The organism is Streptomyces sp. NPDC002838 (assembly GCF_040295365.1).
In the GTDB taxonomy this organism is placed as follows: Bacteria; Actinomycetota; Actinomycetes; order Streptomycetales; family Streptomycetaceae; genus Streptomyces.
Window position 1 is genome coordinate 70184 of record NZ_JBEOVF010000043.1, and the last position, 19562, is coordinate 89745.

The following is a 19562-nucleotide window of genomic DNA, read 5'->3' on the forward strand; positions in this document are numbered from 1 at the left end:
CCCGTCACTTCCCGGGTCGCGCCCGGTGGGTGCGCAGTGCTTCGAGGGCGCGGTCGGCGTGCGCGTTCATCCGCAGTTCGCTGCGGACGACGTCCAGGACCGTCCGGTCCTCGGCTATGACGAAGGTGGTGCGCTTGGTGGGGGCGAGGGAGAAGCCTCGCTTGACACCGAGGCGTTCCCGGACCGTTCCGTCGGTGTCGGACAGCAGCGGCATGCCGAGCGTGTGGCGTCCGGCGAACTCCTGCTGGCGTTCGACGGGGTCGCCGCTGATGCCGACGGGCCGGGCGCCGACGGCGGCGAACTCGGCGGCCAGGTCGCGGAAGTGGCACGCCTGCGCGGTGCAGCCCGGGGTCAGGGCGGCGGGGTAGAAGAACAGCACCACGGGTCCGTCGGCGAGCAGGCCGGACAGGCTGCGGGGCGCGCCGGTCTCGTCCGGCAGCGTGAAGTCCTCGATGGTGTCGCCGATCTCCACACGTCCGGTCACGACCGTCCCTCCCCGGTCCGGGCGACGCTGCGCGCCCACAGCACGAGGGGCACCTGCAACGGCAGCCGTCCGATGGCCGCGGCCTTCAAGGGGGCGGGACGGTGGCGCCAGTCCACGGCCATCTTGACGTTGGCGGGGAACACCCCGACGAAGAACGCGGCCGTGGCCAGCGCGGCCGCCCGCCGGGTGCGCGGCAGGGCGACGCCCGCTGCCAGCGCCAGTTCGGCGACGCCGCTCGCGTGCGTCCAGGTCCGGGGCGCGCCCGGCAGGGCGCGCGGGATGGTCGCGTCGAACTGGCGTGGCGCGGCGAAGTGGGCGACACCCGCGGCGGCCAGCAGGCCGGCGAGCAGCAGGGGCGAGCGTTCGGACCGGGGCACGGTTCCTCCTCAGATGACCTGCCGCGCGATGTTACTGGACCGTAGAACTTCCCTTACGGCCAGGGTCCGTGGGGTCAGGCGCCGCCCGCCGGGGACACGGGTTGCTGTTCGGCCTCGTCGTCGACTGCGTGGGAGAGGAAGTCGTCGACCATGCGGTGGAAGAGCCTGGCGAGCTGACGCAGTTCCTCGGGCGACCACTCGGCCAGGGCCAGCTGCATGCCGCGCGCCCCGGCATCGCGGATCCGGTCGATGGCCCGCTGTCCGGCGTCGGTGAGCTGGATGCGCTGGGCGCGGCGGTCGTCGGGGTCGGGGACGCGGGTGACGTAGCCGGACTTCTGCAGTTGCTGCACCGTGCGTGTGACGTGGGAGGCCTCCACGCCCAGCCGGGTGGCCAGCTCCCCGGGGCGCAGCGGCTCGGAGTCGGCGACCTGGCGCAGCAGCGCCACGGCCGCGCGGTCCAGCGGTACGTCGGCCAGGGCCATCAGACGGTCGTGCTGCCGGGCGCGCGTGCTCAGATAGGTGATGCGGGTGAGCGCCCGCTCGATCTCGATGACTTCCGGGGACGGGACGTCGGGGAGCGGTGGTGTGGACATACGAGCCACTTTAGCATCTTGTTGCGTAACTCAAGTAATTTGGCGTCTCTCCCGGAGGTCACGGCCGCGTGTCACACCCGGTCCGCCGTCCGCTCGGCCCGCAGCAGCCAGGCCGGCCAGGCCCCGCCGGCCACGCCCGTCACCACGCCGACCGGCAGCAGGGCGGAGCCGGTCACGCGCTGGGTGAGCAGGTCCGCGGCGGCCACCAGGAGGGCGCCCATCCACGCGGCCGGCAGGACGTTCGAACCGGGGGCGCGGGTCACGCGGCGTGCCAGCCGCGGTGCGCCATGGCCACGAACGGGATCGGTCCGGCCGCCACGACCGCCATGGCCGTCAGCCCCGTGGCGCACAGCAGCAGCAGTCGGCTGCGCTCGGGCGGCAGCCGAGCGCGGCGGCCGTGTCGTCACAGGCATCCGTAACCGCCGCCGCACCCTGGTGAGCGCCGTCGTCGCCGTGGAGCTCACCGCGGGCAGCGCCCTGGCGCTGACGGGCACCGAGTCCGCCGCGTCGACGGCCTCCACCGTCACCACGGCGCCGCTGGTCAGAGGCCTGTACCTGTCGGCGTACTCCGAGCGGAACGACGCGCTCTGGGTCACTGTGGCCGTGGGCCGGCCGCCGGCGTCCCTCCTGACGGTTTACGACGCCCCGCTCACCGAGGCCTCGGCACGCACGGTCTCGTGCCACATCGCGCCCGCCGCGATCGCCTGCCGCCACAGCCGGATCGCCTTGGGCGGCATACCGACCGCGAGGGCTCCGCTCACCCGGTCGCCGGTGCGGTACACGGCGACGAACCGGCGCTCCGCCAGGTCACCGTCCACCACGGCGACCTCGTCGTGGCCGCGCAGGAAGCCGTACGCCTGGATCTTCATGTCGTACTGGTCGGACCAGAAGTACGGCACCGGGGCGAACGGCCTGCGGGCCTCGGGATGGAGCAGGTTGCGGGCGGCGGCCATGCCCTGTTCGGCGGCGTTGGTGCGGTGTTCGATGCGCATCGAGGTGCCGAACAGCGGGTTGTACCAGCGGGCGACGTCACCGGCCGCGTACACGTTCCGCGCGGCCTCGCAGTACTCGTCGCACACCACGCCGTCGCCCAGGGGCAGTCCGCTGCCGTCGAGCCATTCGGTGTTCGGCACAGAGCCGGCGGCGACGAGCACCTCGTCGGCCTCGACCAGCTCGCCGTCCGCGAGCCGCACCCCGCCCTCGGTCACCTCGGTCACGGTGACCCCGCAGCGCAGGTCCACGCCCCGGTCCAGATGGGCCCGGGTCAGTACCTCACCGACCTCCGTGCCGACCGCGTGCGCCAGCGGCACCGGGGCGGGTTCGAGGAGGGTGACCCGGGCGCCGAGGCGCCAGGCCACGGCGGCGGCCTCCGCGCCGAGGAATCCGGCGCCCACCACGACCAGCCGCCGCCCCGGCGCGAGCCGGTCCCGCAGCCTCAGGGCGTCGTCGAGCGTGCGCAGCACGTGCGCGCCCTCTCCGGGGAGCCGGCGCGGCCTCACGCCGGTGGCCACGATCACTCCGTCGTACGGCACTTCGCAGCCGTCGGCCAACGCGACGGTGCGGTCGGTGAGTTCGAGGCCGGTCGCCGCCACACCGAGCCGCAGGTCGAGGTCGAGGGCGGCCAGGTCGGCGGAGGTGCGCAGTGCGAGCCGGTCGGACTCCCACTCCGCGGCCAGGAGTTGCTTCGACAGGGGCGGGCGGTCGTACGGAGGCATCGCCTCGTCGCCGACGAGGGTGAGGGTGCCGTCGTAGCCCTCGCGGCGGAGGGTCTCGGCCGCCGCGAGGCCGGCGGCCGAGGCACCGACGACGACGATCCGGTTCACCGCTCGACCAGTCGGATGGCGGCGGCCGGACAGATCGCCACCGCTTCGCGCACGTCGTCGAGGGAGTCCGCCGAGGGTTTCTCGTCCAGGACGAAGGCGATGCCGTCCTCGTCACGCTGGTCGAAGACTTCGGGGGCGGCCATCACGCACTGCCCCGACGCGACGCACTTCGGCTCGTCCAGTTCCACACGCATGTTCCGTACCTCGTTCGATGTCAGTGGGGGGTGACCGTCGGTGGCGCGTTCACCAGGTGACGGGCAGTTCGTAGACGCCGTAGACCGATCCGTCGTGCTTGAACGGCAGGCTGTCCACCTCGGCGGCGAGCCGCAGGGCCGGGATGCGGCGGTAGAGGGTGCTGTAGACGACCTGGAGTTCCATGCGGGCCAGCGGCTGGCCCAGGCACTGGTGCACACCGAAGCCGAAGGCCACGTGCCGGCGGGCGTCGCGCGTGATGTCCAGCCGGTCCGGGTCGGGGAAGGCCTCGGGGTCCCGGTTGGCGATGTCGTTGGGGATGATCAGGCCTTCGCCGGCCCGGATCATCTGCCCCGCGATCTCGATGTCCTCCAGCACCGCCCGGCGCCGGCCGCCGTGCACGATGTTCAGGTAGCGCAGCAGCTCCTCCACCGCCGAGGCGACCAGCTTGGGGTCGTCGGTGTCGCGCAACAGGGCTAGCTGGTCCGGGTGCTGGAGGAGCGCGAGCGTACCGAGGGCGATCATGTTGGCGGTGGTCTCGTGGCCGGCGAGGAGCAGCAGGACGCCCATCTGGGCGGCCTCCTGACGGGCCAGCTCGCCCGACTCGACCCGCTCCACGAGCCCGGAGAGCAGGTCGTCGCCGGGGTGGGTCATCTTCTGACCCATCAGATCGTCGAGGTAGCCGATCAGTTTCCCGTGGGCGGCCATCCGGTCCTCCATGGCCGCGTCCCGCTTGATGAGGGTCTTGCTGTTCTCCTGGAAGAAGTCGTGGTCCGCGTACGGCACTCCGAGCAGTTGGCAGATCACCAGCGAGGGCACCGGCAGGGCGAACGCCTCCACCAGGTCGACGGGTCCGCCGACGGCGAGCATGTCGTCGATCAGGTCGTCCACGATCTCCTGGACGCCGGGCCGCAGTGCCTCGACCCGTTTCACCGCGAAGGGTGCCGTCACCATGCGTCGCAGCCGGGCGTGCTCCGGGTCGTCCATCAGGATGAAGCTGATGTTGTTCTTGCCGTTGCTGGGTGCCTGGAGCGGATATCCGGGGCTGGTGATGTCGGCGCTGACCCTCGGGTCGAGGAGCAGGGCGCGCTGGTCGGTGTAGCGGGTCACCAGCCAGGGCGTACTGCCGTCCCAGAGACGGACCTTGACCAGCCGCCCCCCGTCCTGCTTGGCGCGGAGGGCCGGGGGCGGGTCGAAGGGGCAGCCCGCCGCCCTGGCCATCGGGAACTCGGGGACCGGTTCGGCCGCCTCGGGGGTGGTACCGGTCAGAGTGTCGGCCATGGTTCTCCTCGGGGTGGAGGGCTCCGCTCGAAGTGCGGAGCGCCGGGGTGAAGTCGTCGAGGCCTCGATGCGCACATGCAAACAGAGGGGGCTGACGGCTACCCGTCAGTTTCCTGACAGAAGGCTGACGTGACCCGGATCACACCGCGTCTGACGTGGCTAAATCACGTCGCTTGTAGGGAAGTTGAAGAGAAGGGCAGCCCCTAAAGGCGCACCTCAGGACTCGGCGTCGGCGCGCCCCAGCCAGTAGCCGAAGCCTCGGCGAGTGTGAATCAGCGCGGGCGCGTCCCGGTCCACTTTGCGCCGCAACCGGGAGATGAGCTGCTCGATCGCGTTGTCGCCGCGGAAGTCGCCCCAGACGTACCGGCCGATCTGTTCCTTGGTCAGCACCCTGTGCGCGTTGACCAGGAGATGACGCAGCAGCCGGTACTCGGCGGGCGTGAGATCCAGCGCCCGCGTCCCGCGCCGCGCCTCGCACAGGGTGTCGTCCAGAACCAGATCGCAGTACTCCAGCGCGGTGTTCCGGGGCCGTCCGGCACCTCTGCCGCGCAGCAGGACCTCCACCCGGGCCAGGACCTCCGCCACCCGGAAGGGCTTGGTGACGTAGTCCCGCTCCCCCAGGCCCATTTCGGGCACGAGCCGGTCCAGGGAGTCGTACGCCGTCAGCACGAGCACCGGCGGCCGGTGGACGACCGCCGGACGGTTCCGGCCGAGGCTCGCCACGTCCGGCAGCGCCGCGTCGATGACCACCAGATCGATCCGCCGCTCCGCGAGCCGCGCCAGGGCCTCGACTCCGGTGCCGACCACACTGATCCGGTATCCCGCGAGTTCCAGGGTGGTGGAGAGCAGCTCGGCGACGTCCGGCTCCTCGACGATGATCAGGAGGTGCTGGCCGGCGCCGCGGGCGAGCGCCGGTTTCTCACGGGTGCTGCCGTACATGCGACTCACCCTACCGTTCTGCTTGCCTGACTCAAGTAACGGTCGGAGTGACCGGCGCCAGCCACATGCCGACGACCGCGTCCACCAGGCCCGTGCTCGCGTCGTGCCAGCTGGAACGAGGTGTGGGGGTGTTCTCCGCCAGGGCCCGCTCCCGCTCGGCGGCCATGTGCACGATCAGATGGCGCGCCATCTCACCGCGTTCGGCACGGACCTCGGCGGGCAGATCGGGCAGACACCGGTTCAGTCCCTCGATGATCTGCCGCAGGGACGGGGAGGAGAGGGACTCCTCCACCATGATCGACCGGAGCGCCGGGTCGGTCATCACCTGGGCGCAGAACCGGGCGAACCAGGTGGGGCTGCCGAGCGCCGCGAGGTGTTCCGGCACCGGGCGCACCAGGCAGTCCACCCAGTCGCGTACGTCCGTGGAGTCGCCGGTCGCGGCCAGCAGCCGGGCGCGGATCTCCTCGATCCGAGCCGCGTGCTTGCGCATGATGGCCCGTACGAGGTCGGCCTTGGTGCCGAAGTGGTAGCCGACCGCGGCGTTGTTGCCCTGCCCGGCGGCCTCGCTGACCTGACGGTTGGACACCGCGTACACGCCGCGCTCGGCGAACAGCCGCTCCGCCGCGGTCAGGATCAGCTCCCGTGTCGCGCTGACCTGTTCCGCCCGCACCGTCCCGCCCGCCATGATCACCGCCGCACCGGGGCTTGGGACACCCCGGCGACGGCCAGCCCCTCGTGCCGCCGCGGGTCCGCCGCTCCAGCGGCGCTCTCCAGTGCCGGAAGCCTACGCAACCGCACCTCCTGGACGGTCCTGCGCGTGGGCCGACGCCTGCCCCTGAACCACGTCACGGGCACGCAGGCCCTGCCACTAAGGTAAGTCAAGCAGCTGACTTATGCTCAGTCGAGTCCTGACTCCTTCACCGCACCTCCGAAAGGCCCCGCCATGTCCGACGCCGTTGCCAGACCCGCCGACGCGGGGGATGACGCCCCGCCGAGCTCTAAAGCCGTGGTGGCGGTGCTGGCCTTCGCCGGAATCGTCGTCTCGCTGATGCAGACCCTGGTCATCCCGATCGTCCCCGACCTGCCGAGGCTCCTGGACGCCCCGGCCTCGGACACGGCGTGGGCGGTGACCGCGACGCTGCTGGCGGCGGCCGTGGCGACGCCGGTCGTCGGCCGCCTCGGCGACATGTTCGGCAAGCGCCGCATGCTCCTGATCAGCGTCGTGATGCTGGTGACGGGCTCGGTGGTGTGCGCGCTGAGCGACGTCCTGGTCCCGATGATCGTCGGCCGGGCCCTGCAGGGCCTGGCGGCCGGTGTCGTGCCGCTCGGCATCAGCATCATGCGCGACGAGCTGCCCGCCGAGCGGCTGGCCGGGGGCACCGCCCTGATGAGCGCCTCCCTCGGTGTCGGCGGCGCCCTGGGCCTGCCCACGGCCGCACTGATCGCCGACAACTTCGACTGGCACGTCCTGTTCTGGGCCTCCGCCGCGATGGGCGTGATCGCTCTCGTGCTCGTCCCGGCCTTCGTCCCGGAGTCGAAGGTGCGCACCGGCGGCCGCTTCGACCTGGTCGGCGGCATCGGTATGGCGGTGGGCCTGGTCTGTCTGCTGCTGGCGATCTCCAAGGGCGGCGACTGGGGCTGGACCGGCGGCCCCACCCTCGGCCTGTTCGCAGCCGCCGTGCTCGTCCTGCTGGCGTGGGGCTGGTACGAACTGCGCACCGAGGCGCCGCTGGTGGACCTGCGCACCACCGCCCGCCGACAGGTGCTGGTGACCAACCTCGCCTCGGTGGCGGTCGGCTTCTCGATGTTCGCCATGTCGCTGGTGCTGCCGCAGCTGCTCCAGCTGCCCACCCGGACCGGCTACGGCCTCGGCAGGTCCCTGCTGACCGCAGGCCTGGTGATGGCCCCCTCCGGCCTGGTGATGATGGCCACGGCCCCCGTCTCGGCGGCCGTCTCCAAGGCCAAGGGCCCCAAGGTGACGCTGATGATCGGCGCGCTGATCGTGGCCTGCGGCTACGGCCTGAACATCACGCTGATGTCCGAGGTCTGGCACCTCGTGATGGTCTCCTGCGTGATCGGCGCCGGCATCGGTTTCACATACGGCTCGATGCCCGCCCTGATCATGGGCGCGGTGCCCGCGAGCGAGACGGCCGCGGCGAACAGCCTCAACACCCTGATGCGGTCCATCGGCACCTCGGTGGCCAGCGCCGTCGCCGGTGTCATCCTCGCGCAGATGACCATCGACCTCGGCGGCTACGCCCTGCCGTCCGAGGACGGCTTCAAGACGGTCATGGCCATCGGCGCCGGCGCCGCGCTGCTCGCCTTCGCCATCGCCGCGTTCATCCCCGGGCGGCGCACCGAGGTCGCGGCGACCACGCCCCCGCTGGCCGCGGAATCGCCGGCCGGCGCACCCTCGGTGAACTGAGGTCGGGCCCCCCGGACGGCGCCGTTCAGGGGAAACCGGCGGGCAGCGGGCGTGCGCGTGAGCGGGGCCGTCGAGAACTGACCCGTGAGCCTCCCGCTGATCCCTCCCATGCTCGCCACGCCCGGCACCCTGCCGCCCACCGCGCAGGACGCGCGCTGGGCCTACGAGACCAAACAGGACGGCCAGCGGGTGGTGGTCTATCTCGCCGGGGACGGCAGCGTGGTGCTGCGCGCCCGGTCCGGGGAGATCGTCACCGCCGCGTATCCCGAGCTGCGGCCGCTGGGCCGTGCCCTCGGCGCCACGCCGGCGGTGCTGGACGGGGAGGTGCTGGCCCTGGACGAACAGGGCCGTGCCGACTTCCAGTTGCTGCAGTCCCGTATGGGCCTGGTCCACGCGGCCGGCAGGGCGGCACGCCGGGCGACGGAGGTCCCCGTCCATCTGGTGCTGTTCGACGTGATGCATCTGGGGCAACGGCCCCTGCTCGAGCTCCCCTACGTCCGGCGCCGCGCGCTGCTGGAGGAGCTGGGCCTGGCCGGCCCCCACTGGTCGATCCCGGGAGCCCTGGTCGGCCACGGCGAGCAGGCCCTGCGGGCCACCCGCGAGCACGGCCTGGAGGGCCTGGTCTGCAAACGGCTGGACTCGGTGTACGAGCCCGGGGTGCGCTCCCGGGCCTGGATCAAGATCCGGAACATGCGCAGCGTGGACGTCGTCGTGGGCGGCTGGCTGCCGGGCAAGGGACGGCTCACGGGCCTGCCCGGCGCCGTACTGGTCGGACAGCGTGCCGCCGGGCGCCTGCGCTACGTCGGCGGTGTGGGCACCGGCTGGAGCGAAGCGGAGCGGACCGAACTCGCCGCACTGCTGCGGGCCGCCGAGACGGACGTGTGCCCCTTCGATCCCGTCCCGCCGGTGGCGGGCGCGCACTGGGTGCTCCCCCGGCTGGTCGGCGAGGTCCGCTACAGCACCCGTACGCGGGCGGGGATGCTGCGCCAGCCGTCCTGGCTGCGGCTGCGGCCGGACCTCACGCCCGAGGAGTCGGCGGCCGACCTGCCGGACGACCTGGTCTGACCCTCCGTCAAGGTCCAACTGTTGGGGCGGCCGTTACCGGAGAGACGCCTGCGCCCTCTTGGCGCGGACATGAAAAACCGGGAAGCTGAACTCCCTTGTCCCCCACAGCCGTTGGGCTGCGGCCGGACCGAGAGGAGGACGCAGTGTCGTCACCGTCGTTCAAGGCTCACCGCAGGAGATGGCTCACCGGCCTGGCCGGCGCCGCCACCCTCGTCGTCACCTTCCCCGCCGTCGCCTTCGCCGCCCCGCCGCGGGCCTTGCCCGCCAACGCCGAAGCCGCCGAGAAGATCTACCAGCCGGCCTTCGACTACGACACCGACGGGTGCTACCCGACTCCCGCGATCGGCCCCGACGGCACGATCAACGGCGGACTCAACCCTTCCGGCGCCCTCAACGGCGAGTGCCGCGACGCCTCGGACCTCGACAACACCAACAGCTACTCGCGCTACAAGTGCAACAACGGCTGGTGCGCCTACATGTACGGCCTCTACTTCGAGAAGGACCAGGCCGTCGCCGGCAGCGGCATCGGCGGGCACCGGCACGACTTCGAGCACGCAGTGGTGTGGGTACAGGACAGCCAGGTCAAGTACGTGTCGACGTCCAACCACGGCTCGTTCACCGTGAGCGCGGCCTCCGCGGTCCGCTTCGACGGCACGCACCCGAAGATCGTCTACCACAAGGACGGCGTCAGCACCCACTGCTTCCGCCTGGCGGGCTCGGGCGACGAGCCGCCGGAGAACCACAAGGGCACCTGGCAGTACCCGCCGCTGGTCGGCTGGAACGGCTACCCCGCGGGCGTGCGCGACAAGCTGAGCGCGTACAACTTCGGCAGTGCCAACTTCGGCCTGAAGGACGGCAACTTCAACGCGCACCTGGCGGCCGCGAAGCCGTCCGGGATCGCGTTCGACCCCAACGCCTGACCTGCCGACGGATCGGGCGCGGGCCGTGGAACCCCAGGCATCCACCGCCGGCGTCCCGCGCCCGATCCCCACGGGTACGGCACGAGACCAACGCCCCGAGGGTCTATCGTGTCTCCATGTCGGTCCCCCAACTGATCCGTATCGTCTCCCGCGACTCGCCCATGGCGCTCGCCCAAGTGGAGCGTGTACGCGCCGAGCTGACGGCCCTTCACCCCCGGCTGCGCACCGAGGTCGTGCCGGTGAAGACGACCGGTGACAAGTGGATGGGCGATCTGTCCAAGGTCGAGGGCAAGGGGGCGTTCACCAAGGAGGTGGACGCCGCGCTGCTGGCCGGCGAGGCGGATCTCGCGGTGCACTGCGTCAAGGACGTGCCCGCCGACCGGCCGCTGCCCGCGGGCACGACGTTCGCCGCTTTCCTGGAGCGGGACGACATCCGCGACGCCCTCGTCCACCCGGGCGGGCTCACGCTGGACGAACTTCCGGCCGGAACCCGCATCGGCACCTCCTCGGTCCGCCGGGTCGCCCAGCTGGCCGCCACCCACCCGCACCTTCAGTGCGTGCCGTTCCGCGGCAACGCCAACCGGCGTCTGGCCAAGCTCGCGGCCGGCGAGGCGGACGCCCTGCTGCTCGCGGTCTCCGGCCTGGAGCGCATCGACCGGCGTGACGTGATCAGCGAGATCCTCTCGCCCGAGACGATGATGCCGCCGATCGGCGCGGGCATCCTCGCCCTGCAGTGCCGCGAGGGCGACACCGAGCTGATCGACGTGGTCAGCGCACTCGGGGACCCGAACACGCACCGGGAAGCCACCGCCGAGCGCATGTTCCTGCACGTCCTGCAGGGCCACTGCAACAGTCCGATCGCCGGGTACGCGCGTGTGGACCGCGGCGGCGAACTCTCCCTTCGGGCCTGTGTCTTCACCCCGGACGGAAAGACCCGGCTGAACGCCCACGAATGGGCCGGCCGGCTCGACCCGGCCACGCTCGGCACCTCGGTCGCCGTGGCCCTGCTCCGGCAGGGCGCCCGCGAGATCATCGACGGCATCCCGCACTGAGCCAGGCCCGTGTCAGGCGGTACCCGGTTCCGCCTGGTCGCGCAGGAAATTGCTCACCTGGTGCGCCAGGCTCTCCCGTCCCGCACCCGGCTGCGCGCAGGCGGCCCCCTCGTGCAGACCGATGCCGCCCGCCCACAGCCGGCGGTCGGCCCACTCGTCGTCGACCCGCAGCTGGATCTGGATGTCCACCTGACTCAGGGACGCCTCCGGACCGGCCGCGTACAGCACGGCGGTCGCCCGGCGCAGCGGGTAGACGTCGAAGCCCTCGATGAACTGCGAGTTGCGCCAGTCGATGAAGGCGCTCTCCCCGTCGGGGCCGATCCGTACGTCGATCTGGCCGTCCTCGAGGTGGATGCCGAAATGCGCGCTGCCGCGGTTCTCGACGGTCACTCGCACCCTGAAGTACGTCATCCCCTCGGCGGCGTCGTCCCGGCCGCGCGGCGGCTCGGCCGCCTCCAGACGGTGGACGCGGACACGCAGACCGGCATGCTCGTCGTACTCCTGCCAGTCCCCGACCACGTTCGGCTCGTACACAGTCCACCTCTCGACCTCAGAGAGCTGCTTCCTATCTGTGTGCTCAGCGCACTGTCAAATGAGCGGAATGCGCTGTGGCCAGCGAATTCGTCCTCTTGATCGGTGATCAAGCCGTGCGCAGGAAGAATCCGCCGTCGGACCCCGGGGCGGGGTGCGCGCGCGTGCCGCACATCACGTTCCCGGGCGCGGTCAGCGGGCCAGGCGGCCCAGGAGACGGGAGGCGGCGGTGATGCCGAGCGCGGCGGCCACCAGGAGCACCGCGAAGTCCAGTGCCAGGTGCGCCGGGGTACCCAGGAGCAGGCCGCGCAGGGCGTCCACCTGGTAGCTGAGGGGGTTGACCTTGCTGACCGCCTGGAGCCAGCCCGGCATCACGGACAGGGGGTACAGGGCGTTGGACCCGAAGAACAGCGGCATGGTGATCGCCTGGCCGAAGCCCATCAGCCGGTCCCGGCTGAGCACGATGCCGGCGATGGTCATCGACAGGCAGGAGAAGAAGGCGGAGCCGAGGATCACGACCGCCGCGACGCCGAGGACCCTGAGCGGGTTCCAGGTCAGGACCACGCCGAGCAGTGCGGCGATGACGATCACGACGACGGCCTGGATCAGCGACTTCACCCCGGCCGCGAACGCCTTGCCGGTGATCAGGGCCGAGCGCGGGGTCGGTGTGACCAGGAGCTTGTTGAGGATGCCGGCGTCGCGCTCCCAGATGATCTGGATGCCGTAGAAGATGGCGATGAACATCGCGGACTGGGCGATGATGCCGGGGGCCAGGTAGTCGATGTAGGGGATGCCGGGGGTGGGGATCGCGCCTCGGCCCGCTCGGACGGCGGCCGGGCCGTCCGGGCCCGCGCTGCGGCAGCCTCCGGCGTCATGACTCCTCGGCCTCCTCGGGCAGGGTGACGGCCAGCTTGCGCAGGGCCGGTACGGCGGCGCGCAGGGCCTCCCGGTCCGCCTCGTCGAGACGCGACACCTGGTCCCGTACGAGATCGGCGCGCCGCGTGCGCCACTCGCGCAGCCTGGCTTCGGCCGCAGGCATCGGCAGCAGGCGTGCGGCGCGCCGGTCGGCCGGGTCCGTCTCGCGGACCAGATAGCCCTGCCGGGACAGTTGGTTGACCAGTGTCGAGACCGAATTGCTCGCCAGGTACAGGTCCTTGGCGGCGTCCGAGATGCCGATGCCGGGCCGGTCCACGACCAGGCGCAGCAACTCCACCTCGGCGCCCCGAAGCGGCGGATCGGGCATCTCCCGGCGTACCCGGCGCCGGATCAGCCGCTGGACGCCGACGAGCGCGTCGGCGAGCTCCTCGGTGAAGGTCTCTGGTTCCACCTCTGGTTCCACGTCGCCGACATTAGTTCTGTAGCAGAGGTAATGAACCCAAGGAACGTTCAAATCATGATGTGCCCGTATTGCCGGAATTGTTTCATCTTGACCGCCTCCGGGAATGCCCTCTTCAGTGCTTCGGACAGGAGGCACCATCCGTGGGAGACCCGCCCGCCGGGGCCCCGGGGTGTTCTCCGCTGATCCGCGCCCGCGCCTCCCACGGTGTCTGTCCATCCAGCACCTGCTGAGGGAGGTGCGCGGCATGCCTGTCACCGGCAAGACGAAGCCGCATCCGCACGACGACGCTCCCGACACCGCCTCGGACTTCGAACGGCTCGCGCGGATGCCCGCGGGCGCCGCCCGCAAGGCGCTCCGGGACGAGCTGGTCGAGGCGTGGCTGCCCATGGCCGAGCGGATCGCCGTCCGCTTTCGCGGGCGGGGCGAGTCCCTGGAGGACCTCTACCAGGTGGCCGCCCTCGGTCTCGTCAAGGCCGTCGACCACTACGATCCGGCGCGCGGCTGTGCCTTCGAGGCGTACGCCGTGCCGACCGTCACCGGTGAGATCAAGCGGCACTTCCGTGACCACATGTGGACCCTGCACGTGCCGCGCCGGGTGCAGGACCTGCGCAACCGGGTCCGGCAGGCCGCGAAGGAGCTGTCGCAGACGACGCCGGGACGGCCGCCGACCGTGGCCGAGATCGCTCAGTACGCGCGCATGAGCGAGAGCGAGGCGCGCACCGGCATGGAGGCGCTGGAGTGTTTCACGGCGCTGTCGCTGGAGGCCGAGATGCCCGGCACCGACGGGTACGCCCTCGGGGACGCGATCGGCGGCCCGGACCCCGCCTTCGACGTGGTCGTCGACCGGGTGGCCGTCCGGCCCTGCCTGGAGGCGCTGCCCGAGCGCGAGCGGACCATCCTCTACCTGCGCTTCTTCCGGGGCATGACGCAGAGCCACATCGCGGAGCAGCTCGGCATCTCGCAGATGCACGTCTCCCGGCTGCTCAGCGGCTGCTTCGACCGGTTGCGCGAGGAGATCCTCACCGAGGCCCGGTGAGCCGTGCCGCCGCCGTCACTCCGGCGGCGGCACGCCCGGAATCTGTGTCGGACCGTAGCGGTCGAGGGCGTCCTCCAGCTCGGCACGGATCTCCGGGGGCATGTCCCCCGTCCGCCCCCAGATGAGTATCAGGTCCGCCACATTGCGGAGCTTGATGTTCGTGTGCTGGGAGACTTCCTTCAGTACCTCCCAGCCCTGGTCCGGCGTCACCCTGCCGAGGGCGACGACCATGCCGATCGCCTGGTCCACGACGGCGTGCGAGGCGACGGCTTCCTTGAGCTGGTCGATCTCTTCCTGGAGCTCGAAGATGCGGTCCGACTCGTCCGGCTCGTGCGGTAGTGGTGACACGCATCCATCCTGTCACTCGTCCGAGCGCGCGCCACCGGGCGGGACGCGGACGGGCCACAGTTTCGGTGCTGCCACCGGGGTACTCGGCAGGCGCCCCGAGCGGTTCCGGTCGGACACTGGGAGGAGACCCCGTGGCCCCCGGCCGGCGAGAGCAGGACAGGACTGTCATGAACTACGACGTGAGACCCCCCAGCGCCACCAAGGACATCCTGTCCACGCACTCCGTGTTCGGCGCGCCCTGCTGGGTCAGCCTGACCAGCCGCGACCTCGAGACGACCGAGGAGTTCTACACGGCCGTGCTGGGCTGGCAGTGGCAGCAGGCGAAGCTCGGCGACCGTTTCCGGGTCGCGCTGGCGGACGGGACACCGGTGGCCGGGATCGCCGCGGTCGCCACCATGTGGTCGATGGCGGTGGCCTGGACGCCGTATTTCGCCGTGCCCAGCGCGGACGAGGCCGTGGCGCGGGTGCAGGAGCGCGGTGGTACGACCGCGGTCGGGCCGCTGTCCTTCCCGCCCGGGCGGGCGGCGCTGCTCGCCGACCGGGACGGTGCGACCTTCGGTATCTGGGAGGGCGAGCTCAACGCGAACTGGGAGACCTGGCGCGAGGCACAGCCGGCGTTCATCAGACTCCACACGCGCGACGCCTTCGACGCAGCGATCTTCTACGGCGAGGTCCTGGACTGGGCGTCGGATCGTGCCGGCTGCTGCGAGGTCCACTACGAGGGCGGCGAGGTCGTGCTGCGCAGCCGGGGTGACATCGTGGCCCGGATCGAGTCGGGGGCGCTGGGGTCGGCTCCCGACCCCACGATCCGGCCGCACTGGCAGGTCCACTTCACGGTCACGGACGTCGCGTCCTGTGCGCGGGCCGCGGAGGTGCACGGCGGCAGCGTCCTGTCGAAGGGCAGCGACGAGGCCGTGCTGCGCGACCCGGACGGCGCGCAGTTCACGGTGACCTCGCGCCGCGAACGCTAGGGCTTGTCCGGCGGAGCATGCCGCAAACGCGGGGTCTGTCGTCGGTTGCCGACTCCCCCATCGCGTCGACCCCTCCTCCGCCTTGCAGCCGGACGCACCAGACCCCGCTCATCGGCGGCGCCCCGTCACCGGGCGGTACGGGACGGCCTCGACAGCAGGACCAGGCCGCGCGCCTCGACGGTCATCTCCGTACCGGCCTTGTGCTCCGACTCGTCGGCGCCGTGCGGCTCGGCGGTGTCGATCACGGTCGTCCAGCGCTCGCCGTAGGTGACGTCCGGCAGCCGGAAGTCCACCGGCTCCCAGTAGCCGTTGAGCAGGAGCAGGAACGAGTCGTCGACGACGGGGCGCCCGCACGGGTCGGGTTCGGCGATGGCGTCGCCGTTGAGGAAGACGCCGACCGAGTGCGCGTCGGAGCGCTGCCAGTCCTCCTCGCTCATCTCGCGCGCGTCCGGCAGCAGCCACACCAGGTCGGGCAGTGGCTGGCCCGCGTGCGTGACGGTCTCGCCGCGGAAGAAGCGGCGTCTGCGCAGCACGGGGTGCTCGGCGCGCAGCCGGATCACGTGCCGGGTGAAGTCGCTCAGCGCGCGCTGCTCGTCGGTGAGCCGCCAGTCGATCCAGGCAAGGTCGTTGTCCTGGCAGTAGGCGTTGTTGTTGCCGCGCTGGGTGCGGCCGAGTTCGTCGCCGTGGCAGAGCATCGGGATGCCCTGCGACAGCAGGAGCGTGGCCAGGAAGTTGCGTTCCTGGCGGGCGCGCAGATCCCGGACGGCCCGGTCCTTGGTCTCGCCCTCGGCGCCGCAGTTCCAGGAGCGGTTGTCGCTCTCGCCGTCCCGGTTGCCCTCGCCGTTGGCCTCATTGTGCTTGTCGTTGTAGGAGACGAGGTCGCGCAGGGTGAAACCGTCGTGCGCGGTGACGAAGTTGACGCTGGCGCGGGGGCGGCGCCGGCTGTGCTGGTACAGGTCGGCGGAGCCGGTCAGCCGGGAGGCGAACTCGCCGAGCGTGTGCGGCCGACCGCGCCAGAAGTCCCGTACGCAGTCCCGGTACTTGCCGTTCCACTCCGACCACAGCGGCGGGAAGTTGCCCACCTGGTAGCCGCCCTCGCCCACGTCCCAGGGCTCGGCGATGAGCTTGACGCGGCTGATCACCGGGTCCTGCTGGATCAGGTCGAAGAACGCCGACAGCCGGTCCACCTCGTGGAACTGGCGGGCCAGGGTGGCTGCCAGGTCGAAGCGGAAGCCGTCGACGTGCATCTCCGTCACCCAGTACCGCAGCGAGTCCATGATCAGCTGGAGTACGTAGGGGTGCCGCATCAGCAGGCTGTTGCCGGTGCCGGTGGTGTCGTAGTAGTGCCCCCAGTCGCCGTCCACCAGGCGGTAGTACGAGGCGTTGTCGATGCCCCGGAAGGACAGGGTGGGGCCCCTCTCGTTGCCCTCGGCGGTGTGGTTGTAGACCACGTCCAGGATCACTTCGAGCCCGGCCGCGTGCAGCGCCTTGACCATCGACTTGAACTCGGTGACCTGCTGGCCGCGGCTGCCGTGGGCGGCATAGGCGTTGTGGGGCGCGAAGAAGCCGATGGTGTTGTAGCCCCAGTAGTTGGACAGGCCGCGGTCCTTGAGCACGCCGTCCTGCACGAACTGGTGCACCGGCATCAGCTCGATGGCGGTCACGCCGAGCGAGGTGAGGTGCTCGACGACCGCGGGGTGCGCGAGACCGGCGTAGGTGCCGCGCAGCTCGGGCGGGACGTCGGGGTGGGTGCGGGTGAGTCCCCGGACGTGCGCCTCGTAGATCACGCTGTCGGCGTACGGCCGCCGCGGCGGCCGGTCGTCGTCCCAGTCGAAGGCCGGGTCGGTGACCACGCCGAGCATGGTGTGCCCGGCGCTGTCGGCCGGGGACGGGCCGCCCTGCGTGCGTTCGAAGAGGGAGGGGTGGTTGTCCACCTGCCCGTCCACCGCCCGGGCGTACGGGTCCAGGAGCAGCTTCGCCGGATTGCACCGCTGGCCCAGGGCCGGCTGCCACGGCCCGTGCACCCGGTAGCCGTAACGCTGCCCCGGTCCGATCCCGGGCAGGTAGCAGTGCCACACGAACCCGTCGACCTCGGCCATCGGCACCCGCTGTTCGTGGCCGTCGTCGTCGACGAGGACGAGGTCGACGCGTTCGGCGACCTCGCTGAACAGCGCGAAGTTGGTGCCCTTGCCGTCGTGGGCGGCGCCCAACGGGTAGGGGTGCCCGCTCCAGACGGGCACCCCTTTCCGGCGCGATCGCGCGGTCACCGCGCGTCCTCGAGGACGCCGTCCGGTGTGCTCACGGGCCCGGCCAGGGCCGCGACGGGCACTTCGCGGGGCACCTGGAGCCCCTCGCGCAGGCTGGGCGCGGGGGCCACCGGCACCAGCGGGACGCGTTCGCCGGCCCGGGCGCGCTGCGAGAACCAGATGACCTTGCTGCCGGTGTCCGTGGCGCAGCAGCCCCAGCCGTCGCTCATCGCGGCGATGTGCTCCAGGCAGCCGCGCAGTTCCTGGTCCGGACGCAGGTCGCAGTCGTTCTCACCGATGGCGGTGATGAGGTGCTGGCCGTTCCACCACATCTCGATCGACGTGTTCTTGTCCGTGGCGTGCTCGTCGATGGCCTTCAGCAGCAGCTCGGCGCCGTGGCAGACGGGCTCGACGAGGTTCTCCAGGTCCCAGTACCGGAGGTGAGCGGCCAGGATGCGGCTGACCTGCCCGACCCGTTCCGGGCTGACCTCCACGTCGAGGTGGTAGTAGCAGGGCGATGCGGTCTTCATCGTCGTTGGCTCCTCACCGGCGAAGCTCTCGCTTCCCCTCGCCCCCTGCGGGGCCGGAGGCCCCGAACACGAAGCGTGAGCACTGATCGCTTCTGAGTCATCTCAAGAGTGGGGGCCCTAGGCCATCCGTGCAACACGAGCACACCACCGAGATGATTGAAGCTCCAACAAGACGCTGAGTCGCCGTGCGTGCACCATGTGTGAAGACCCTCGATGCCCGTAACGGATCCGTGCGTGTCCGCGCACAGCCGCCCGACGGTCGGGAGACGTGCCATCGAGCCCTGGAAGGTGAACGGCACCATGCTGCTACCGGCCAAAGCCGAAGTGGCCCGGCAACTGCGGCGGTACCGGGCGTGGGAGCGCATGATGCTCGCGGCCCCCGACGACCGCAGGATCCGGGCCACCTTCGAGGACTCGGGCTACACCCTCTGTGTGCTGATGGGCAAGCGCTGCGCGCGCGAGGCCGCGGACGCCGCCGAACGCTATCTGTGCACCAGTCTGGTCGCCTACCTCCGGGAAGAGGACGAGCGGCCCCGCACGCGTGCCGGCGGCCGACGCGGCCCTCCGGCGGCGGACCGGCGTTCCCCCGCGGGGAGGTAGACCCTTCCGGCGCAGCTTGGATCCCCGGCCGGGCCACGGTCCGGCCTCGAGCACGACGGAGGTGAGATGCATGATCTCGACCCAGGCCATCGGCCGCATCCCCGTACGGGACGTCCGGCCGGCCGTGGAATGCGGCAGACGTCCGGCGAAGGCGGTCGTGGGCGAGACGTTCGAGGTCACCGCGACCGTGTTCCGCGAGGGTCACGACGCGGTCGCCGCCAACGTCGTCCTGACGGACCCGGAGGGCGGGCACGGCCCGTGGACGCCGATGCGGGAACTCGCCCCCGGCACCGACCGGTGGGGTGCCGAGGTCACCCCCGACGTCGTGGGCAACTGGACGTATCGCGTCGAGGCCTGGAGCGACCCGCTGTCCACCTGGCGCCGGACGGCCCGCATCAAGGTCCCGGCCGGCATCGACACCGGGCTGGTCCTGGAGGAGGGCGCCGACCTGTACGAGCGGGCGGCGGCCGGGGTGCCTCAGGGCCCGGCGCGGGCGGCGCTGCTGGCGGCCGTGGAGGTGTTGCGCGACGACGCACTGCCGATCGCGACGCGTCTCGCCGCCGCGTTGACGCCGGAGGTGGACGCGGTGCTGGCCCGGCATCCGCTGCGGGAACTGGTCACCGCCTCGCAGACCCTGCCGCTGCTGGTGGAACGGGAACGGGCCCTGTACGGCTCCTGGTACGAGTTCTTCCCCCGCTCCGAGGGCACCCCCGAACGGCCGCACGGCACCTTCCGCACCGCCGCCCGCCGCCTGCCCGCCATCGCCGCGATGGGCTTCGACGTGGTCTACCTGCCGCCCATCCACCCCAT

General features: G+C 71.5%; 22 protein-coding genes and 1 pseudogene. 8 read left to right on the forward strand and 15 right to left on the reverse strand.

Annotation, left to right across the window (positions count from 1 at the left end; genetic code table 11):
- Positions 1-4: 4 nt before the first annotated feature.
- From ABT063_RS38630 to ABT063_RS38670, 9 genes are all read right to left on the reverse strand, one after another.
- A complete protein-coding gene (locus ABT063_RS38630; protein ID WP_351065239.1) occupies positions 5-484 on the reverse strand; it encodes a peroxiredoxin in 480 nt (159 codons plus the stop codon).
- Positions 481-861: a DoxX family protein gene (locus ABT063_RS38635; protein WP_351065241.1), complete on the reverse strand. Its 381-nt coding sequence runs from the start codon at positions 859-861 to the stop codon at positions 481-483. Before ABT063_RS38635 ends, ABT063_RS38630 begins: the two co-directional genes overlap by 4 nt.
- Positions 862-935: 74 nt before the next feature.
- The gene (locus tag ABT063_RS38640; RefSeq protein ID WP_351065242.1) at positions 936-1454 is read right to left on the reverse strand and encodes a MarR family winged helix-turn-helix transcriptional regulator; all 519 of its coding nucleotides are present in this window, start codon (positions 1452-1454) and stop codon (positions 936-938) included.
- Positions 1455-1525: 71 nt separating this feature from the next.
- Positions 1526-1717 carry a hypothetical protein gene (locus ABT063_RS38645; protein WP_351065243.1) on the reverse strand — a complete coding sequence of 64 codons (192 nt, stop codon included), beginning with the start codon at positions 1715-1717 and terminating at the stop codon, positions 1526-1528.
- A gap of 372 nt (positions 1718-2089) precedes the next feature.
- Entirely contained in the window at positions 2090-3277 is a 1188-nt protein-coding gene (locus ABT063_RS38650) for an NAD(P)/FAD-dependent oxidoreductase (protein WP_351065245.1), read from the reverse strand.
- Entirely contained in the window at positions 3274-3471 is a 198-nt protein-coding gene (locus ABT063_RS38655) for a ferredoxin (protein ID WP_351065247.1), read from the reverse strand. Before ABT063_RS38655 ends, ABT063_RS38650 begins: the two co-directional genes overlap by 4 nt.
- 49 nt (positions 3472-3520) lie before the next feature.
- The gene (locus tag ABT063_RS38660; RefSeq protein ID WP_351065249.1) at positions 3521-4750 is read right to left on the reverse strand and encodes a cytochrome P450; all 1230 of its coding nucleotides are present in this window, start codon (positions 4748-4750) and stop codon (positions 3521-3523) included.
- A 216-nt stretch (positions 4751-4966) separates the two neighbouring features.
- On the reverse strand, positions 4967-5689 hold the full coding sequence (locus ABT063_RS38665; protein WP_351065251.1) for a response regulator transcription factor: 723 nt from the start codon (positions 5687-5689) through the stop codon (positions 4967-4969).
- Between the two features lie 31 nt (positions 5690-5720).
- Positions 5721-6374 (reverse strand): TetR/AcrR family transcriptional regulator, encoded by a 654-nt coding sequence (locus ABT063_RS38670; RefSeq protein WP_351065252.1) that lies wholly within the window; start codon positions 6372-6374, stop codon positions 5721-5723.
- 258 nt (positions 6375-6632) lie between these two features.
- Here ABT063_RS38670 and ABT063_RS38675 point away from each other — a divergent pair, with 258 nt between their 5' ends.
- The 4 genes from ABT063_RS38675 to hemC all read left to right on the forward strand — a co-directional run bounded on the left by ABT063_RS38675 (position 6633) and on the right by hemC (position 11151).
- Positions 6633-8114, forward strand: a complete 1482-nt coding sequence (locus ABT063_RS38675) for an MFS transporter (RefSeq protein WP_351065254.1) — start codon at positions 6633-6635, stop codon at positions 8112-8114.
- An 84-nt stretch (positions 8115-8198) separates the two neighbouring features.
- Positions 8199-9179: an ATP-dependent DNA ligase gene (locus tag ABT063_RS38680; protein WP_351065256.1), complete on the forward strand. Its 981-nt coding sequence runs from the start codon at positions 8199-8201 to the stop codon at positions 9177-9179.
- A gap of 143 nt (positions 9180-9322) precedes the next feature.
- Entirely contained in the window at positions 9323-10099 is a 777-nt protein-coding gene (locus ABT063_RS38685) for an NPP1 family protein (RefSeq protein WP_351065258.1), read from the forward strand.
- Positions 10100-10215: 116 nt separating this feature from the next.
- Complete coding sequence (gene hemC, locus ABT063_RS38690; RefSeq protein WP_351065259.1) at positions 10216-11151, forward strand: hydroxymethylbilane synthase; 936 nt, start codon at positions 10216-10218, stop codon at positions 11149-11151.
- Between the two features lie 12 nt (positions 11152-11163).
- Here the strand turns inward: hemC and ABT063_RS38695 are convergent, their stop codons facing one another.
- The 3 genes and pseudogenes from ABT063_RS38695 to ABT063_RS38705 all read right to left on the reverse strand — a co-directional run bounded on the left by ABT063_RS38695 (position 11164) and on the right by ABT063_RS38705 (position 13009).
- Positions 11164-11685: a hypothetical protein gene (locus ABT063_RS38695; protein ID WP_351065261.1), complete on the reverse strand. Its 522-nt coding sequence runs from the start codon at positions 11683-11685 to the stop codon at positions 11164-11166.
- Positions 11686-11874: 189 nt separating this feature from the next.
- Positions 11875-12492: pseudogene (locus ABT063_RS38700) on the reverse strand (ABC transporter permease); the annotation flags it as partial.
- A 61-nt stretch (positions 12493-12553) separates the two neighbouring features.
- Positions 12554-13009 carry a MarR family winged helix-turn-helix transcriptional regulator gene (locus tag ABT063_RS38705; RefSeq protein ID WP_351065263.1) on the reverse strand — a complete coding sequence of 152 codons (456 nt, stop codon included), beginning with the start codon at positions 13007-13009 and terminating at the stop codon, positions 12554-12556.
- 256 nt (positions 13010-13265) lie between these two features.
- On the opposite strand from ABT063_RS38705, the gene ABT063_RS38710 reads away from it, so the two are divergent.
- Positions 13266-14057 carry a SigB/SigF/SigG family RNA polymerase sigma factor gene (locus tag ABT063_RS38710; protein ID WP_351065265.1) on the forward strand — a complete coding sequence of 264 codons (792 nt, stop codon included), beginning with the start codon at positions 13266-13268 and terminating at the stop codon, positions 14055-14057.
- Positions 14058-14072: 15 nt separating this feature from the next.
- Here ABT063_RS38710 and ABT063_RS38715 read toward each other — a convergent pair whose 3' ends face one another.
- Positions 14073-14405 (reverse strand): ANTAR domain-containing protein, encoded by a 333-nt coding sequence (locus ABT063_RS38715; protein WP_351065266.1) that lies wholly within the window; start codon positions 14403-14405, stop codon positions 14073-14075.
- 167 nt (positions 14406-14572) lie between these two features.
- Between ABT063_RS38715 and ABT063_RS38720 the strand changes: the two genes are divergently transcribed.
- Positions 14573-15376 (forward strand): VOC family protein, encoded by an 804-nt coding sequence (locus tag ABT063_RS38720; RefSeq protein ID WP_351065268.1) that lies wholly within the window; start codon positions 14573-14575, stop codon positions 15374-15376.
- 125 nt (positions 15377-15501) lie between these two features.
- On the opposite strand, the gene glgX is transcribed toward ABT063_RS38720, so the two are convergent.
- Together glgX and ABT063_RS38730 are read right to left on the reverse strand one after the other, a co-directional pair.
- Positions 15502-17643 carry a glycogen debranching protein GlgX gene (gene glgX, locus ABT063_RS38725; RefSeq protein WP_351065270.1) on the reverse strand — a complete coding sequence of 714 codons (2142 nt, stop codon included), beginning with the start codon at positions 17641-17643 and terminating at the stop codon, positions 15502-15504.
- Positions 17640-18152: a pep a2 gene (locus tag ABT063_RS38730; protein WP_351065272.1), complete on the reverse strand. Its 513-nt coding sequence runs from the start codon at positions 18150-18152 to the stop codon at positions 17640-17642. Before ABT063_RS38730 ends, glgX begins: the two co-directional genes overlap by 4 nt.
- A gap of 300 nt (positions 18153-18452) precedes the next feature.
- Here ABT063_RS38730 and ABT063_RS38735 point away from each other — a divergent pair, with 300 nt between their 5' ends.
- Together ABT063_RS38735 and ABT063_RS38740 are read left to right on the forward strand one after the other, a co-directional pair.
- Positions 18453-18752 carry a DUF5133 domain-containing protein gene (locus ABT063_RS38735; RefSeq protein WP_351065284.1) on the forward strand — a complete coding sequence of 100 codons (300 nt, stop codon included), beginning with the start codon at positions 18453-18455 and terminating at the stop codon, positions 18750-18752.
- A 70-nt stretch (positions 18753-18822) separates the two neighbouring features.
- Positions 18823-19562 (forward strand): maltotransferase domain-containing protein (locus ABT063_RS38740; RefSeq protein ID WP_351065274.1); only part of this gene is annotated, 740 nt, incomplete at its 3' end.

What these genes read in the sequence shown, in the direction of transcription:
- hemC (WP_351065259.1), top strand. Translation starts at nt 10,216, where the DNA reads ATGTCGGTCCCCCAACTGATCCGTATCGTCTCCCGCGACTCGCCCATG.
- ABT063_RS38730 (WP_351065272.1), bottom strand. Translation starts at nt 18,152, where the DNA reads ATGAAGACCGCATCGCCCTGCTACTACCACCTCGACGTGGAGGTCAGC.
- ABT063_RS38720 (WP_351065268.1), top strand. Translation starts at nt 14,573, where the DNA reads ATGAACTACGACGTGAGACCCCCCAGCGCCACCAAGGACATCCTGTCC.
- ABT063_RS38640 (WP_351065242.1), bottom strand. Translation starts at nt 1,454, where the DNA reads ATGTCCACACCACCGCTCCCCGACGTCCCGTCCCCGGAAGTCATCGAG.
- ABT063_RS38655 (WP_351065247.1), bottom strand. Translation starts at nt 3,471, where the DNA reads ATGCGTGTGGAACTGGACGAGCCGAAGTGCGTCGCGTCGGGGCAGTGC.
- ABT063_RS38670 (WP_351065252.1), bottom strand. Translation starts at nt 6,374, where the DNA reads ATGGCGGGCGGGACGGTGCGGGCGGAACAGGTCAGCGCGACACGGGAG.
- ABT063_RS38735 (WP_351065284.1), top strand. Translation starts at nt 18,453, where the DNA reads ATGCTGCTACCGGCCAAAGCCGAAGTGGCCCGGCAACTGCGGCGGTAC.
- ABT063_RS38660 (WP_351065249.1), bottom strand. Translation starts at nt 4,750, where the DNA reads ATGGCCGACACTCTGACCGGTACCACCCCCGAGGCGGCCGAACCGGTC.
- ABT063_RS38665 (WP_351065251.1), bottom strand. Translation starts at nt 5,689, where the DNA reads ATGTACGGCAGCACCCGTGAGAAACCGGCGCTCGCCCGCGGCGCCGGC.
- ABT063_RS38710 (WP_351065265.1), top strand. Translation starts at nt 13,266, where the DNA reads ATGCCTGTCACCGGCAAGACGAAGCCGCATCCGCACGACGACGCTCCC.
- ABT063_RS38675 (WP_351065254.1), top strand. Translation starts at nt 6,633, where the DNA reads ATGTCCGACGCCGTTGCCAGACCCGCCGACGCGGGGGATGACGCCCCG.